This window comes from Rhizobium sp. WCS2018Hpa-16 (assembly GCF_031843705.1).
GTDB classification, from domain to species: domain Bacteria; phylum Pseudomonadota; class Alphaproteobacteria; order Rhizobiales; family Rhizobiaceae; genus Agrobacterium; species Agrobacterium tumefaciens_C.
The window spans coordinates 261,805-277,382 of sequence record NZ_JAVTIX010000004.1 but is presented as its reverse complement, the minus strand read 5'-3'; the positions used below and the strand labels follow the sequence as shown (position 1 = coordinate 277,382).

Here is a 15,578-nt window from a genome sequence, read left to right as displayed (position 1 = left end):
TAACGCGGCGGCAACCGCCGGAACGAGAGATTTCCGGCCTTTCCTCCACCATGTACGGAGTTGCCCGATGGCCGTCGTTTCCAAGAAGATTCCCGCACCCGATAAGGTCAAGATCCGCACCGCCTTGCTGTCGGTCTCTGACAAGACAGATATTGTCGAACTTGCTGGTGCTCTCGTCAAACTTGGCGTCAAGCTTCTGTCGACGGGCGGAACATCCAAGGCGATTGCCGATGCGGGACTGCCGGTGACGGATGTGTCCGATATCACGAAATTTCCGGAAATCATGGATGGTCGCGTCAAGACGCTGCACCCCAACGTCCATGGCGGCCTTTTGGCGATCCGGGATGATGCGGACCATGTCGACGCGATGAAGCTGCATGGTATCGAAGCCATCGATCTCTCGATCATCAATCTCTATCCGTTTGAAGAGGTCCGCGCCAAGGGCGGCGATTATCCGACGACGGTTGAGAATATCGACATTGGTGGCCCGGCCATGATCCGTGCATCGGCCAAGAACCATGCCTATGTGACTGTCATTACCGACCCAAGCGATTATCCAGAGCTGCTAGAAGCATTGCAGGCCGATGATGGCCAGACGAGCTACGCGCTTCGCCAGCGCTTTGCCGCCAAGGCCTATGCCCGCACCGCTGCCTATGATGCCGTAATTTCCAACTGGTTTGCCGAAGCGCTGTCTATCGAAGCGCCGCATTACCGCGCAATTGGCGGCGTGCTGAAAGAAAAGATGCGTTATGGTGAAAACCCGCACCAGAGCGCCGGTTTCTACCTGACAGGCGACAAGCGTCCGGGCGTTGCCACGGCGAAGCTTTTGCAGGGCAAGCAGCTTTCCTACAACAACATCAATGACACCGACGCAGCTTATGAGCTTGTGGCGGAATTCCTTCCCGAATCTGCTCCTGCCGTTGCCATCATCAAGCATGCCAACCCTTGCGGCGTGGCAACGGGTGCGACCCTGCTGGATGCCTATAAGCGGGCGCTGGCTTGTGATCCTGTCTCGGCCTTTGGCGGTGTCATCGCGCTCAACCGCACGCTCGATGCGGAAACGGCTGAGGAGATCATTCAGCTTTTCACCGAAGTCATCATCGCGCCTGACGTGACCGAAGAGGCCCGCCTGATTGTTGCCCGCAAGCCGAATTTGCGGCTTCTGTCTGCCGGTGGTCTGCCGGATGCCCGCGCGCCGGGCATCACCGCAAAGACGGTTTCCGGCGGTCTTCTGGTTCAGAGCCGTGACAACGGCATGGTTGAAGATCTCGACCTCAAGGTCGTGACCAACCGCGCACCGACACCGCAGGAGCTTGAGGACATGAAGTTTGCCTTCAAGATTGCCAAGCACGTGAAATCCAATGCGGTCATTTATGCCAAGGACGGGCAGACTGCAGGTATTGGTGCTGGCCAGATGAGCCGTATCGATTCAGCCCGTATTGCGGCGCAGAAGGCCGAAGATGCGGCCAAGGCCATGGGCCTTGCCGAGCCGCTGACCAAGGGTTCAGCAGTTGCATCCGAAGCGTTCTATCCCTTTGCGGATGGTCTTCTGGCAGCGATTGCGGCTGGTGCGACGGCGGTTATCCAGCCGGGTGGATCGATGCGCGATCAGGACGTGATCGATGCCGCCAATGCCCATGGCGTGACCATGGTGTTTACGGGAATGCGTCACTTCAAGCATTGATGAGAATGGTTTTGGCGGGTGCTTTAAGAGGACCCGCCAACCTTCACGTAGACGAATGTTTCACGTGAGACACTGTTTTAGGTGACGGACCCGACCTGCCAAGGCACGAATTCATTGTCGCCATAGTCGTAGATCTCGCTAACCGTCTTATCGCCTGATGCCACCGCAATGATGTGCTCGAAGATTCGTTTGCCGGATTCTTCGATGGTTTCTCCGCCGGTGACGATCTCTCCGCAGTTGATATCCATATCCTCCTTCATGTGCTCGTACATTTCGGAGTTGGTGGCGATCTTGATGCAGGGAGATGGCTTGAAGCCGGACACGGAGCCGCGGCCCGTGGTGAAACAGATGACATTGCAGCCGCCAGCCACCTGGCCCGTCACGGCCACAGGGTCATAGCCTGGGGTGTCCATGAAGACAAAGCCCTGTTCTGTAACGGTCTCCGCGAATTCATAGACTGCCTTCAGCGGCATTGATCCGCCCTTTGCCACCGCTCCCAAGGATTTCTCAAGGATTGTTGTTAGCCCGCCCAGCTTGTTGCCGTGGGATGGATTGTTGTTCAGCTCGTCGCCATTGCGAGCCGTATATTCGCGCCACCATTCGATGCGTTGCATCAGCTTTTCAGCGACGGCAGGCGTCACGGCGCGGCGGGTGAGCAGGTGCTCGGCACCGTAGATCTCAGGCGTTTCAGCAAGAACCGTCGTGCCACCGTTGCGCACAATGAGGTCGGAGGCATAGCCCAGCGCCGGATTGGCGGAAATGCCGGAATAGCCATCGGAGCCGCCGCATTCCAGTGCCACCTTCAAGGCAGAGAGCGGCTGCTCAGTGCGCTTTGCCGCATTGACCATCGGCAACATGTCCTTGATCTGCGCGATGGCGGCTTCGATGGTTTTGCGGGTGCCGCCATGTTGCTGGATGGTCATGGTGCGAAGGCGCTCGCCCTCTTCCATCTTGTAATGTTCGAGGATGGGCGCGATCTGGTTGGTTTCACAGCCAAGGCCAATCAACAATATGCCGCCGAAATTGGGATGGCGGGCATAGCCCTGTATGGTGCGGATAAGCAGCCGGTAACCTTCCGACTTGGTGTTGATAGCGCAGCCGGTGCTGTGGGTGAGTGCGACGACGCCATCGATATTGTCGAAGCCGTCGAGACCGCCATCGCGGTTGAAATAGTCGGCTATGTAGCGGGACACGGTGGCGGAACAGTTCACTGACGCGATAACGCCGATGTAGTTGCGCGTGCCGACGCCGCCTGCCCCACGGTCAAAGCCCATGAAGGTGCGACGCTCATCCAGCGGCAGCATGCCCTTTTCCTCGATATCGACGCTGAACTGGTGGGTGTGTTCAGAGACGACGACGGCCAGATTGTGCAGATGGACGAGGCGGCCGGGCTCGATGTCCTGCGTGGCGACGCCAATGACCTGTCCGTATTTGAGAACCTCTTCGCCGGCTTTGATCGTCCTTAGCGCCACCTTGTGGCCGCGCCCGATCAATTCAAGCGCTGTGAGATCGCCGCGACCTGTGACGCCTCCCGGCTGGATGGAGCGGCGGGCGACCGCGACATTGTCACGGGCGTTGAGCAAAATGGTGGCTTCTGAGCTATCTGTCACGGGTTCTCCTCCTCGAGAATACCTGCTTTAGTTTTTAATTCTCAACCCATCGGCGTCTGGAGCTATCCAGATGGCTGTGCATGGCCGATTGCGCCAAGAGTGGATCTTTTGCTTCAAGGGCTGCCAGAATGGCCTCGTGCTCCTGTAGCGCGAAGGTCCATGTGTCCTTGTCTTCGAACTTGACCCGGAATTGCGCCGACATGGGGCTGTGGCGCTCATCAAACAGGTCTGCGATGAGGCGAGCGAGGACACTGTTGCCGGACTGCTCGGCAATCAGCACATGAAACTGACGGTCCTGATCCAGCGGCTTGCGCCCTGCATCGATTTCAGCGCGCATGGCCTGAAGGGTGGAGCGCAGGGTTTCCAGAGAGGCATCATCCACCCGGCTGGCTGCCAGAACGATGGTCGTTCCTTCGATGGCGGCGCGGGCCTGCATCAGCTCGGTCGGGCTCTCGCCAAGGGATTTGGTTCTTGTCACAGGTTGCGCGGGTTCGGCCGACACATAGACACCGGAGCCCATGCGGATCTCGACGCTGCCATCGATTTCAAGCGCAATCAGCCCCTCACGCAATGATGGGCGGGAAACACCAAGCCGCTGCGCCAGTTCGCGCTCCGGCGGCAGGCGTGAGCCCGGCTGAAACTCGCCACTGTCGATCAATTCGCGGATCTGATCTGCTATCTGCTGATAAAGCCTGCGCGGCTCCATGATTTTGGCCTGACCAATATAATGTTTCTGAGCAATTGGCACATTTCTGCCGATTTGGCCTTACCGTACTGCCTCCGCCTCCTGGTGGCAAGGAAATGTTTATTGGTCTGAAAAATATGAATTAATTCTGATTTTTCAGCGGCGATACATGATCAATGTACGTCTTCTAACGAGCGATCCCTAAAATTGGCTTGACCAAAAATAAAATGCGGCCTAACCATTTCGCCAGATTGCAGCGCCCTGGGTGGAGTTAGGGTGCTAAGGGAGGACCATGATGGCGCAGGGCGCATCGCCTGTTCAGGGAGACGATCTGGCTGGTCACGCTGCGCGTGGACATGGCCAGATCCTGCTTCGTCTGGATAATATCAGCAAGGAATTTCCCGGCGTGAAAGCGCTGAGCGATGTGCGTTTCGACCTTCGCTCTGGCGAAGTGCATGCCGTGTGCGGCGAAAATGGCGCGGGAAAATCGACGCTGATGAAAATCGTCAGCGGCGTCTATCAGCCCACGAGCGGCACGATCCTGCACCGGGGGCAGAAGGTTCAATATTCCTCGCCTCTGGAATCGGAAGCAGCGGGCATTGCCATCATTCACCAGGAGCTGAACCTTGTTCCGCATCTGAGCATCGCCGAAAATATCTATCTGGCCCGCGAGCCGAAAAAAGCATTTCTGGTTGATCGAAAGAAGCTGCGCGCCGACGCCAAGCGCTGTCTTGACCGGCTGGGTGTGGACCTCAACCCGGATCAGCTGGTGCGCGGATTGTCCGTTGCGCAGTGTCAGATGGTGGAAATTGCCAAGGCGCTGTCGCTCGATGCTGAAGTGCTGATCATGGATGAGCCGACATCCTCGCTGACCGAGCAGGAAACGCGGTTGCTGTTCAAGGTTATCCGCGACCTGAAAGCGTCTGGCGTGGGGATCGTCTATATTTCCCACCGTCTGGATGAGATGGCTGAAATCGTTGATCGCGTGACGGTGCTGCGCGACGGACGGCATATTTCGACCGATGATTTCAACGCCGTGACCGTTGATGACATCGTCACGCGCATGGTGGGCCGTTCGCTGGAAGAGAAGTTTCCCGAGAGAACATCCAAGCCGAGGGATGAGGTGATTTTCTCCGTCAAAGGCCTGACGCGAACCGGCGTGTTTCACGATATCAGTTTCGAGCTTCGGCGGGGCGAAATCCTTGGCTTTGCGGGCCTGATGGGAGCCGGCCGCACTGAAGTGGCGCGCGCCATCTTTGGTGCCGACGCCTATGACGCAGGCACGATCACCTTTGAAGGCAAGACGCTGTCGATCAAGTCTCCGCAGGATGCGATTGCCAATGGCATCGCCTATCTATCGGAAGATCGTAAGACCGATGGTCTGGCGATCAAGATGTCGGTGGCGGCCAATACGTCGCTGGCGAACATGGAGGCTGTGTCCAACCGGCTCGGCCTCATCGATTTCAAAGCCCATGACGATGTCGCCAAGCGTTATGTCGATCTGCTCAACATTCGCACGCCCTCCATCAAGCAGACGGTGCGGCTTTTGTCTGGTGGCAACCAGCAGAAGATCATTATCGGCAAATGGCTGTTTCGCGAATCACGGGTTCTGTTCTTCGACGAGCCAACACGCGGGATCGATGTCGGTGCTAAATTCGCGATCTACACCATCATGGATGAGCTGGCGGCACGCGGTATCGGCGTCATTCTCATCAGTTCGGAATTGCCGGAAGTCTTGGGTCTGACGGACCGGATTGCCGTGTTCCACGAAGGCAGGATGACCGGGATTCTGGACACTGCCAAGACCAATCAGGAAGAAATCATGCGCTACGCCTCTGGCTATCGCAGCGGAGACAAACATGTCGGTTAGTCCAGAAACACCCAAGCGTTTTTCCTTCAGCGACCGGCAGAAGGACATCATTCAGAAGTTTGCCGCTCTGGGCAGTCTGGTGCTGCTGACCATCGTGTTTTCCGCGACCAGCAATGCGTTCTTCACGGTCAACAATGCCATGACGATTGCCTTGCAGGTCACGTCCATCGCGCTTCTGGGCATCGGTGCCACCTGCGTCATCATCACGGGCGGTATCGACCTCTCGGTGGGTTCGGTCCTGGCGCTGGCGGGGGTCGTTGCAGCGCTTGCTGTCAAGGAACTGGGTATGCCGGTGCCGATTGGCATGCTGATCGGCATTCTGACGGGTTCGCTCTGTGGGTTCATCAACGGAATTCTGGTCACGCGCTTCAAGCTTCCGCCCTTTATCGCGACGCTCGGCACCATGCTGATTGCCCGTGGTGTGGCGTTGCAGATCACGGGTGCGCGTGCCGTATCCGGCCTTGGCGAATCCTTCGGCGAGCTCGGCAATGGCGCATTGTTTCGTATCGTCACCATTGGCGATGATGGTTTTCCCAATGTCGTCTTTCCGGGCATCCCCTACCCCGTCATCCTGATGATCGTTATCGCCATCGCAGTCTCTTTCATGCTCAACCGCTCGGTTCTCGGACGGCATATCTACGCGGTTGGCTCCAATGCCGAGGCGGCGCGCCTGTCTGGCGTCAATGTTTCCCGCGTCACCAACTTCACCTATGTGCTGTCAGGCACATTGGCTGGCCTGACCGGCTGCGTGCTGATGTCGCGACTTGTGACAGCGCAGCCTAATGAGGGCGTGATGTATGAGCTGGATGCGATTGCCAGTGCGGTCATCGGCGGCACATCGCTGATTGGTGGCGTTGGCACCATTTCCGGCACGGCCATTGGTGCCTTCGTCATCGGCATTTTGCGAAACGGCCTCAACATGAACGGCGTTTCGGCCTTCACACAGCAGATTATCATCGGCCTTGTCATTCTGGGTACGGTCTGGATCGACCAGCTTCGCAACCGCCGATGATCGATAAGGGTGCGGACCTTTTTCCGCGGGAAAGCCTGATGGTGACGAGGAGATATCACCTGTCTGGCATATGGAGGAATACATGAAGAAGCTGACACTTACGCTTTTGACATCGGCGATTGCCCTCTGGAGCGTTTCCACGGTTCAGGCCGGCGAAATCGCCGTCATCGTGAAAACCGTGAACTCCACCTTCTGGCAGAATGTTCAGAAGGGTGCGGATGCCGCGATCAAGCAATCCACCGGCAACACGATGACCTTCCAGGGCCCTGCCTCTGAGTCCGCCATCGCGGATCAGGTCAACATGGTGGAAAACGCCGTCAACCGTAAGGTTTCCGGCATTGTTCTGGCCCCTTCCGATCCGGACGCGCTGGTTCCAGCGGTCAAGAAAGCATGGGAAGCCCGTATTCCCGTCGTGATCGTTGACTCGCAGCTGGCAAAGGGTGCCGAGCAATATTACCAGTCGTTCCTCGCAACCGATAACAAGAAGGCTGGCGAGCTGGCAGCACAGGCGCTGATCGAGAAGGTTGGCAAGGAAGGCAAGGTTGCCGTCATGTCTTACGTGGCCGGTGCCGGTTCTGAAATTGGCCGCGTGGGTGGCTTTACCGAATATCTGAAGGCCAATTCCAAGCTTGAGATCGTCGGTCCTTACTATTCGCAGTCGCAGATGGCGACCGCGCTGAACCAGACAACCGACGTTCTGGCCGCCAATTCCGACCTCAAGGGCATTTTCGGCGCCAATGAGCCAACGGCCATCGGTGTTGGCCGTGCGCTTGCGCAATCCGGCAAGGCTGGCAAGGTTGTTGCCATCGGTTTCGACGGCAATCAGGACCTTCAGGGCTTTGTTAAGGATGGCACGCTGGCTGGCATCGTCGTTCAGGGCTCCTATCAGATGGGTGAACTGGGTGTTCAGACTGTGTCCAAGCTGATTGCCAAGGAAAAGGTCGAGAAGTTCGTCGATACGGGCGTCGTTGTGGTGACGAAGGACAATATCGACAAGCCAGAAGCCAAGAACGTTCTCTATTGATCCTACCAAAGACAATCTGATGGTCGCGGCGTGCCGCGACCATTCACACCCAAGCTGACGATCGAAAGTGTCCGAGATGAAAGTTTCCGATAAACGCAAATTGCCGCAGCGTCCGGTGGAGGTCACTCTGATGGGGCTTGGATGCGCCCAGATGGGTAATCTTTATCGCGTCACGCCTTATGAGGAATCCAAGGGCGCTTTCGATACGGCCTGGGAACACGGTATCCGCTATTTCGATACGGCACCGTTTTACGGCTATACACGATCCGAGCGGCGGCTGGGCACGATGGTGACCGAGCATGAGCGCGCCGAGTACACGCTGAGCACCAAGGTGGGCCGCGTGATGGTGCCGGATGAGACCGTGGGAGCGGAAGAAGACGCCTATATCGCGCCTTTGCCCTTCCGCCCCGTCTATGACTATTCCCATGACGGTATCATGCGCTCGTTTGAGGCCAGCCAGCAGCGGCTGGGTATTCTGAAGCCGGATATTCTCTATATTCACGATATCGGACCCTTCACCCATGGGGACAAGCACCAGTATTATTGGGACCAATTGACGACAGGCGGCGGCTTCAAGGCGCTGGCCAGGCTGCGCGACGAGGGATCGACCGGTGCCGTGGGTCTTGGCGTCAATGAATGGGAAGTCGTGAAAAGCGCGATGGAGGTGTTCGACATCGATGTTGCCATGCTTGCCGGGCGCTACACCCTGCTGGAGCAGAGCAGTCTCGATTTCATGAACCTGTGCGCGTCTCGCGGCGTGGGCATTGTTGTGGCTGGCGCTTTCAATTCCGGTATTCTGGCGGGTAACCGCAAATTCAACTATGCGGATGCCCCTGCCGATATCCTGGCGAAGGTCGATGCCTTGCACGATGTGTGTGAGGAGCTTGGTGTGTCCTTGCAGGCTGCGGCGCTGCAATTCCCGTTGGCCCACGCCGCTTCTGTGACGGTGGTTTCAGGCGCGCGCAATGCCCAGCAACTGGCTTCCAATATCGAGTGGTTCGAGCAGGAGATTCCCGCCGAATTCTGGGCTGAACTGCACAGGCGCGGGCTGCTTGCGGAAGGCGCACCAGTTCCAGGAATTGCGAGCTGACCATGCTGATTGACGCCCACCAGCACTTCTGGCTGTTGAAGGACCGCGAAGGTCAGTGGCCGCCTGCGTCACTGGATGCGATCTACCGGGATTTCATGCCCGACGACCTGATGCCGCTCATGCAGCAAGCGGGCGTTGATGGCACCGTTCTGGTGCAGACCATGGAAACGGCAGATGAGACCGATTTCATGCTGGCATTGGCGGATGCGCATGACTTCATCAAGGGTGTCGTCGGCTGGGTGGATATGAAGGCGGCGGATGCAGGCAGCGAGATTGCCCGCCGTGCCGCCCATCCCGCCTTCAAGGGTGTGCGGCCCATGTTGCAGGATATCGAAGACGCAAGCTGGATCGATGATCCCGTACTTGACCCCGCCGTAGACGCCTTGATCGAGAATGGTCTCGTTTTCGATGCGCTGGTCTTGCCCAGACATCTGCCGCATCTTTTGAATTTTGCGAAGCGCTATCCGGCACTTTCCATCGTCATCGACCATGGGGCAAAGCCGCTGATTGCCACTGGGCATTATCGTGATTGGCGCAGGGATATGGCGGCGCTGGCTGCCTTGCCGAACGTTAATTGCAAGCTTTCCGGTCTTCTGACCGAGCGCGGTGAACAGAGCCGTGAAGCTGTGCGTCCCTATGCTGAAACCATTCTTGAGCTGTTTGGCGCTGACAGGGTGATGTTTGGCAGCGACTGGCCGGTTTTGCGGCTGGCGGGTGATTATCAGGGCTGGCTGGATTTCAGCCGCGATATCGTGCCCGCTGCCGACCATGAGGCGGTGTTTGGTTTTAATGCAATGCGTTTTTATTCTCTTTCCGACAGGTGACCCATGCTGGCGATATTTTGCGATAAACCTGGACTTCTCTCGCCGAAGGAAATGCCGAAGCCCCACCGTGGCGAGGGTGAGGTGTTGATCCGCATCCGTCGCATCGGCGTGTGTGGAACGGACCTGCATATCTTCACTGGCAACCAGCCCTATTTGTCCTATCCCCGCATCATGGGCCATGAACTCTCCGGTACGGTCGAGGAAGCGCCTGAAGGCAGCAGTCTTTCGTCAGGTGATGTGGTGACGGTCATTCCCTATATCTCCTGCGGGCATTGCAGCGCTTGCCTGAAGGGCAAGAGCAATTGCTGCCGCAACATCGGCGTGCTGGGCGTGCACCGCGATGGCGGCATGGTGGAATATCTCTCAGTGCCCTCGCAATTCGTGCTGAACGCCGAGGGACTGACGCTCGATCAGGCTGCGATGACGGAGTTTCTAGCTATTGGTGCCCATGCGGTGCGCCGTGGTGCTGTTGCGGCGGGCCAGCAGGTGTTGATCGTTGGGGCCGGACCCATCGGCATGGCCGTTGCGGTTTTCGCTGTCTCAAATGGCGGCGTGGTGACGATGATCGATAGCCGGGAAGACCGGTTGAATTTCTGCAAGGATCAGCTCGGGATTGCGCATAGTGTCACGCTCGGAGACGGTGACAAGGAGCAGTTGTCGCAGATATCAGGCGGCGACTTCTTCGATGTGGTGTTTGATGCCACCGGCAATCCGAAGGCCATGGAGCGCGGATTTTCCTTTGTCGGGCATGGCGGCGCTTACGTGCTGGTCTCGATTGTGGCCAGCGATATCAGCTTCAACGATCCTGAATTTCACAAGCGTGAAACGACCCTGCTCGGCAGCCGGAACGCGACGCGTGAGGATTTCGATGTTGTTCTGGAGGCCCAGCGTGCGGGCAAGGTGCCTGATGCACTGATTACCCACCGCATGACCTTAAGCGAGGTGCCTGCCCGCTTTGCTGATCTGACCAACCCCAAGGCGGGCGTCATCAAAGGCATGGTGGAGGTGGCGTGAGCCACCATCTGCAAACAAACGAATTTCATCAAACCCGACCGCGAGTGTGGCCATGACAAAGATAACTGATCTGCGCGTTTTCGATCTGCGCTTTCCGACCTCACAAAGCCTCGATGGTTCGGATGCGATGAACCCGGACCCTGATTATTCGGCTGCCTATGTGATCCTCGATACCGATGACGAGGCCCTCAAGGGCCACGGCCTGACCTTTACCATCGGGCGCGGCAACGACATCTGCTGCATGGCCATCAACGCGATGCGGCATCTGGTGGTGGGAACGGATCTCTCCACCGTTTTCGATAATCCCGGAAAATACTGGCGGCATCTGACCAGCGACAGCCAGCTTCGCTGGATCGGGCCGGATAAGGGTGCCATGCACTTAGCGACCGGTGCTGTGGTCAACGCTATCTGGGATTTGCTGGCCAAGCAGGCCGGCAAGCCCGTCTGGCAACTGGTGGCGGATATGAGCCCGGAGCAGATTGCCGATATTGTCGACTACCGTTACCTGACGGACGTACTGAGCCGCGAGGATGCGCTTGCGATCCTGCGGAAAGCAGAAGCGGGCAAGGCCGAGCGGGCTGCCATTCTTAACGCGGAAGGCTATGCCTGCTATACCACGTCGGCTGGCTGGCTGGGCTATGGCGATGAGAAGCTGCGCCGCCTTTGCCAGGAGGCCATCGATGCCGGATTCAACCATGTGAAGATGAAGGTGGGCCGTGATCTCGAAGACGATATCCGCCGCCTGACCATCGCCCGTGAGGTGATCGGCCCCGATCGTTATTTGATGATCGATGCCAATCAGGTCTGGGAGGTGGATCAGGCGATTGAGTGGGTCAACAGATTAGCCTTCGCCAGGCCCTTCTTTATCGAAGAGCCGACCAGCCCTGACGATATTGCAGGCCACCGCAAGATCCGGCAGGCCATTGGTTCGGTGAAGGTGGCGACCGGCGAAATGTGCCAGAACCGCATCATGTTCAAGCAGTTCATTGCCGAAGGTGCGATTGACGTCGTCCAGATCGACAGCTGCCGCATGGGTGGTCTGAACGAAGTGCTGGCCGTGCTGCTGATCGCTGCGAAATACGACCTGCCCGTCTGGCCCCATGCCGGTGGCGTCGGGCTTTGCGAATATGTGCAGCATCTGTCGATGATCGATTATCTCGTCATTTCAGGCACGAAAGACGGCCGGGTGATCGAGTATGTTGACCATCTGCATGAGCATTTCATCGAGCCCTGCAACATCAAGGATGCAGCCTATATGCCTCCGATAATGCCGGGCTTCTCGATTGAAATGAAGCCGGATTCCATCGCGGCTTATACGTTCAAGGGTTGAAAGCAGCCAAGGCTGCTTCCAGTCTTGCCCAATCCGCTTCATTGGCGGGAAGGCCGAGCCGCAGATCGGCAGGCCTTTCCTCAAAGATGCGCGTGAGGATGCCGTGCTGCATGAGGTGATTGTGAAGGACGGGAACGCTCTCGTCACGAATGAGCGTGAACAGGGACGTTCCGCCTGCAATGGTCAGGCCCTTGTGCTTTAGAAGACTGTTGAGACGTTCCGAGCAGGCATTTAGCCTGGTCCGCATTGCCTCAGCCCACGGCCTGTCGCCCAAAGCTCCGGTTGAGATGTGAAGGGCTGGACCTGAAACGGCCCATGGGCCGAGGCGGGCTTCCAGCTGCGCTGCCATATCGGGGTGGGTGATGGCGAAGCCGAGGCGGACGCCTGCCATGCCGTAAAACTTGCCGAAGGATCTCAACACAATGAGGCTGTCCGATGTGGCGGCGTCGACGATGGTTTCACCACATCCTGTTTCGATGAAGGCTTCATCGACAACCAGCAGCCCGCCCTTTTTCTGCATAGTCTCAGCAAGTGTCAGAAGTGCGCTGCGCTCGATCACCCGTCCATCCGGGTTGTTCGGATTGACCACGACGGCGTAATCGCAAGCCGATAGATCGGCAAAATCTGCGACCTCTGTGACGGGAAGGCCAGCCATGCGGGCGGTTCTGGCGTGTTCGGCATAGGCAGGCGCCAGCACGGCGGCGCGTCTTGCGCCTCGATCCAGCGCGAGTCCGGCCAGAAGCGGCATTAGCATCTGCGTTCCCGGTGCGGCCACCAGATGGGCTGGCGAGGATGCGCTGAAGGCTGTTGCTGCAACCTGTTTCAGTCTCTCCAAGGCATCGGGTTCCGGCAGCCGTGCAAAGGCGCTGGCGGGAATGGGGGAATGCGGGTAGGAGTGCGGATTGATCCCGGTGGAAAGATCGATCCACGGTTCGGGCGCCTGCGGAAAAAGCTGGCGTGCCCGACCCAGATTGCCACCGTGGCGGATCGCCGGTTGCACTTTTTCTGGTAGCTTGTCGCCCATGTTTTTCGCTCTCGCTTTCCTGTCCCTGCTGATTGAACGCCTTGTCGGCTATCCCGACTGGCTGTTCAAACGCATCGGCCACCCCGTGACGTGGATAGGTTTGCTTATCGCCTTCCTCGACCGAAAATGGAACCGGGAGGGTGACACATTTTCGCGGCGCAAGCTGATGGGCGTTGCGGCGCTTATCGTGTTTCTTGGGCTGACGGCATTGCTATCAGGGGCAATGCAGTCGCTTTTCCTCCAATTGCCGCTCGGGCTTCTGATCGTGGCGATCCTTGGTGCGTCGCTTCCGGCGCAGAAAAGTCTGGAGCAGCATGTCGAGGCTGTCGCTGTGGCTCTGGAGCGTGACGGGCTGGAGGACGGTCGCAAGGCCGTGTCGATGATTGTGGGGCGCGATCCTGACAAGCTGGATGAGGCGGCGGTTTGCCGGGCGGCCATTGAGAGCCTTGCCGAGAATTTTTCCGATGGCGTTGTTGCGCCCTCGCTCTGGCTGGGGCTTTTAGGGCTTGGCGGCGGTGCGGGTTACAAGGCCATCAACACGGCTGACAGCATGATCGGCCATCGCTCACCGCGCCATGAGGCATTCGGCTGGGCATCTGCGCGGCTGGATGATCTGGTCAACCTGCCCGCCTCGCGGCTGACAGGATTTCTGTTCGTGGGCGCTGCTTTTTTTGTGAAGGGAGCCTCACCGCAAAACGCGTTCCGCGCCATTATCAGGGATGCGCATCACCACCGCTCACCCAATGCCGGATGGCCTGAAGCCGCGATGGCGGGGGCGCTGGGCTTTGCGCTGGCCGGTCCGCGTTCCTATGGCGGGCAGATGATCGAGGCGCGGTACATGGGTGAAGGCGGGCGGCGGGATCTGACCTCTGCCGATATTCGCCGGGCGTTGAAGCTTGCGCGCATCGCGGATGCCATGCTGCTTGGTCTCTTCGGGGTACTGGCCTTGGCTATCGCGCTATAGCGATCAGCGCATCGAGATTGAGATGCTGTTCCAGATGCTCCGCCAGCCGGTCGAGAACGGCATCCACCTGCTCTTCATAATCAAGCATTGAGCTTTGCCCGCCCAGCCGCTCAAGCCATGCGCTGCGCTGGTCATCATCGGCAAACAGGCCATGGACATAGGTGCCGATGACACGGCCACTGGCAGAAATCGCGCCATCGGTATGGTTGCCGATGGTGGCGAAGGCGCGGGCCGTGTCTTTACCTTCGCTGACGCCGACATGCATTTCATAGCCGGAGAAGGAAATTCCATCGAAGCTTTGGCCGGTGACGGAGACGAGGCGCTTGTCGTCGGTCAGGACGGTGTCTATATCCAGCAGCCCAAGCCCTTCAGCGGTATGAGGCGTGCCTTCGATGCCGTGGGGATCGGCAACCGTCTTTCCCAGCATCTGGTAACCGCCGCAAAGGCCCAGAACATATCCGCCACGGCGCAGATGCGCCTTGATATCGATATCCAGACCGGATTTTTTCAGCGTGGCGAGATCGGCAATGGTGGATTTGGAGCCGCAGAGCAGCACCAGCGCGCAATCGCCGGGAATGGCATCTCCCTGTCTGATGCGCAGAAGTTCGACATCCGGCTCGGCCTCGAGCGGATCAAGATCGTCGAAATTGGAAATATGCGGCAGGATGGGAACGGCGATGCGGATTTTTGCGCCGGGCTTGCGCTGTCCCGGAGCCGTGAGGCCGAGCGCATCTTCGGCGGGCAAGCGGCTGGCATCGGCAAAATGCGGCAGCAGGCCGATGGGCCGCCAGCCGGTCTTGTCTTCGATGATGCGCATCCCCTCATCAAACAGAGAGGGATCGCCGCGAAAACGGTTGACGATGAAGCCCTCAATCATGGCCGCGTCTTGCGTATCCAGAACTGTCTGTGTGCCGACGATGCTGGCGATGACGCCACCGCGATCAATATCGCCGATGAGGATGACGGGGGCGGTGGCGGCGCGGGCAAAGCCCATATTGGCGATGTCGTTGGCGCGCAGATTGACCTCGGACGCGCTGCCCGCACCCTCCACCAGCACAAGGTCGCATTTCGCCTTCAGGTGATCGAAACTATCCAGCACTCGGGCCATCAGGCCAGCCTTCATGTGCTGGTAATCGGCGGCCTTGGCGTTGCCGATGACTTTGCCCTGCACCACGACCTGAGCGCCGGTTTCGCTTTGCGGCTTCAACAGCACCGGGTTCATATGAACGGACAGGGCAACCCCTGCGGCGCGCGCCTGCAAAGCCTGCGCCCGGCCAATCTCGCCGCCATCAGCGGTAACAGCGGCGTTGTTGGACATGTTCTGCGGTTTGAAGGGCATGACGGAAAGCCCGCGCTTTGTGAAGGCACGCGCAAGTCCTGCCACCATCAAGGATTTGCCAACATCCGAGCCTGTGCCCTGAAACATCAAAACGCGCGCTGCCATGTC

Annotated in this window: 13 protein-coding genes; 9 read left to right on the top strand and 4 right to left on the bottom strand. The window is 58.4% G+C overall.

Features of this window, described 5'->3' with window-relative positions; all coding sequences use genetic code 11:
- The first annotated feature begins 67 nt into the window (after window positions 1–67).
- Window positions 68–1,684, top strand: a complete 1,617-nt coding sequence (gene purH, locus RQI55_RS15305; RefSeq protein WP_042615653.1) for a bifunctional phosphoribosylaminoimidazolecarboxamide formyltransferase/IMP cyclohydrolase — start codon at window positions 68–70, stop codon at window positions 1,682–1,684.
- 77 nt (window positions 1,685–1,761) lie between these two features.
- Here purH and RQI55_RS15300 read toward each other — a convergent pair whose 3' ends face one another.
- Window positions 1,762–3,294 carry a UxaA family hydrolase gene (locus tag RQI55_RS15300; RefSeq protein ID WP_042615652.1) on the bottom strand — a complete coding sequence of 511 codons (1,533 nt, stop codon included), beginning with the start codon at window positions 3,292–3,294 and terminating at the stop codon, window positions 1,762–1,764.
- A 34-nt stretch (window positions 3,295–3,328) separates the two neighbouring features.
- Window positions 3,329–4,000, bottom strand: coding sequence for a FadR/GntR family transcriptional regulator (locus RQI55_RS15295; RefSeq protein ID WP_311273135.1), 672 nt, complete (start codon window positions 3,998–4,000; stop codon window positions 3,329–3,331).
- A 274-nt stretch (window positions 4,001–4,274) separates the two neighbouring features.
- On the opposite strand from RQI55_RS15295, the gene RQI55_RS15290 reads away from it, so the two are divergent.
- The 7 genes from RQI55_RS15290 (at window position 4,275) to RQI55_RS15260 (ending at window position 12,143) form a co-directional block, all read left to right on the top strand.
- The gene (locus RQI55_RS15290) at window positions 4,275–5,849 is read left to right on the top strand and encodes an ATP-binding cassette domain-containing protein (RefSeq protein WP_311273146.1); all 1,575 of its coding nucleotides are present in this window, start codon (window positions 4,275–4,277) and stop codon (window positions 5,847–5,849) included.
- Window positions 5,839–6,861, top strand: a complete 1,023-nt coding sequence (locus tag RQI55_RS15285) for an ABC transporter permease (RefSeq protein WP_042615650.1) — start codon at window positions 5,839–5,841, stop codon at window positions 6,859–6,861. Before RQI55_RS15290 ends, RQI55_RS15285 begins: the two co-directional genes overlap by 11 nt.
- A gap of 82 nt (window positions 6,862–6,943) precedes the next feature.
- Complete coding sequence (locus RQI55_RS15280) at window positions 6,944–7,885, top strand: ABC transporter substrate-binding protein (RefSeq protein ID WP_042615649.1); 942 nt, start codon at window positions 6,944–6,946, stop codon at window positions 7,883–7,885.
- A 76-nt stretch (window positions 7,886–7,961) separates the two neighbouring features.
- Complete coding sequence (locus RQI55_RS15275; protein WP_243258143.1) at window positions 7,962–8,975, top strand: aldo/keto reductase; 1,014 nt, start codon at window positions 7,962–7,964, stop codon at window positions 8,973–8,975.
- A 2-nt stretch (window positions 8,976–8,977) separates the two neighbouring features.
- Window positions 8,978–9,799: an amidohydrolase gene (locus tag RQI55_RS15270; RefSeq protein ID WP_311273134.1), complete on the top strand. Its 822-nt coding sequence runs from the start codon at window positions 8,978–8,980 to the stop codon at window positions 9,797–9,799.
- Between the two features lie 3 nt (window positions 9,800–9,802).
- Window positions 9,803–10,813: a zinc-binding alcohol dehydrogenase family protein gene (locus tag RQI55_RS15265; RefSeq protein ID WP_243258141.1), complete on the top strand. Its 1,011-nt coding sequence runs from the start codon at window positions 9,803–9,805 to the stop codon at window positions 10,811–10,813.
- 52 nt (window positions 10,814–10,865) lie between these two features.
- Window positions 10,866–12,143: an L-fuconate dehydratase gene (locus RQI55_RS15260; protein ID WP_243258140.1), complete on the top strand. Its 1,278-nt coding sequence runs from the start codon at window positions 10,866–10,868 to the stop codon at window positions 12,141–12,143.
- Here RQI55_RS15260 and cobD read toward each other — a convergent pair.
- On the bottom strand, window positions 12,133–13,167 hold the full coding sequence (cobD, locus tag RQI55_RS15255; protein ID WP_243258139.1) for a threonine-phosphate decarboxylase CobD: 1,035 nt from the start codon (window positions 13,165–13,167) through the stop codon (window positions 12,133–12,135). The genes RQI55_RS15260 and cobD overlap by 11 nt on opposite strands.
- On the opposite strand from cobD, the gene cbiB reads away from it, so the two are divergent.
- Window positions 13,166–14,131, top strand: a complete 966-nt coding sequence (gene cbiB, locus RQI55_RS15250) for an adenosylcobinamide-phosphate synthase CbiB (protein ID WP_243258138.1) — start codon at window positions 13,166–13,168, stop codon at window positions 14,129–14,131. The genes cobD and cbiB overlap by 2 nt on opposite strands.
- Here the strand turns inward: cbiB and RQI55_RS15245 are convergent.
- On the bottom strand, window positions 14,118–15,575 hold the full coding sequence (locus tag RQI55_RS15245; protein ID WP_243258137.1) for a cobyric acid synthase: 1,458 nt from the start codon (window positions 15,573–15,575) through the stop codon (window positions 14,118–14,120). The genes cbiB and RQI55_RS15245 overlap by 14 nt on opposite strands.
- Between the last annotated feature and the right edge of the window lie 3 nt (window positions 15,576–15,578).

Coding starts and splice junctions, on each gene's coding strand:
- purH (WP_042615653.1), top strand. CDS start 68: ATGGCCGTCGTTTCCAAGAAGATTCCCGCACCCGATAAGGTCAAGATC.
- RQI55_RS15295 (WP_311273135.1), bottom strand. CDS start 4,000: ATGGAGCCGCGCAGGCTTTATCAGCAGATAGCAGATCAGATCCGCGAA.
- RQI55_RS15290 (WP_311273146.1), top strand. CDS start 4,275: ATGGCGCAGGGCGCATCGCCTGTTCAGGGAGACGATCTGGCTGGTCAC.
- RQI55_RS15285 (WP_042615650.1), top strand. CDS start 5,839: ATGTCGGTTAGTCCAGAAACACCCAAGCGTTTTTCCTTCAGCGACCGG.
- RQI55_RS15280 (WP_042615649.1), top strand. CDS start 6,944: ATGAAGAAGCTGACACTTACGCTTTTGACATCGGCGATTGCCCTCTGG.
- RQI55_RS15275 (WP_243258143.1), top strand. CDS start 7,962: ATGAAAGTTTCCGATAAACGCAAATTGCCGCAGCGTCCGGTGGAGGTC.
- RQI55_RS15270 (WP_311273134.1), top strand. CDS start 8,978: ATGCTGATTGACGCCCACCAGCACTTCTGGCTGTTGAAGGACCGCGAA.
- RQI55_RS15265 (WP_243258141.1), top strand. CDS start 9,803: ATGCTGGCGATATTTTGCGATAAACCTGGACTTCTCTCGCCGAAGGAA.
- RQI55_RS15260 (WP_243258140.1), top strand. CDS start 10,866: ATGACAAAGATAACTGATCTGCGCGTTTTCGATCTGCGCTTTCCGACC.
- cbiB (WP_243258138.1), top strand. CDS start 13,166: ATGTTTTTCGCTCTCGCTTTCCTGTCCCTGCTGATTGAACGCCTTGTC.
- cobD (WP_243258139.1), bottom strand. CDS start 13,167: ATGGGCGACAAGCTACCAGAAAAAGTGCAACCGGCGATCCGCCACGGT.
- RQI55_RS15245 (WP_243258137.1), bottom strand. CDS start 15,575: ATGGCAGCGCGCGTTTTGATGTTTCAGGGCACAGGCTCGGATGTTGGC.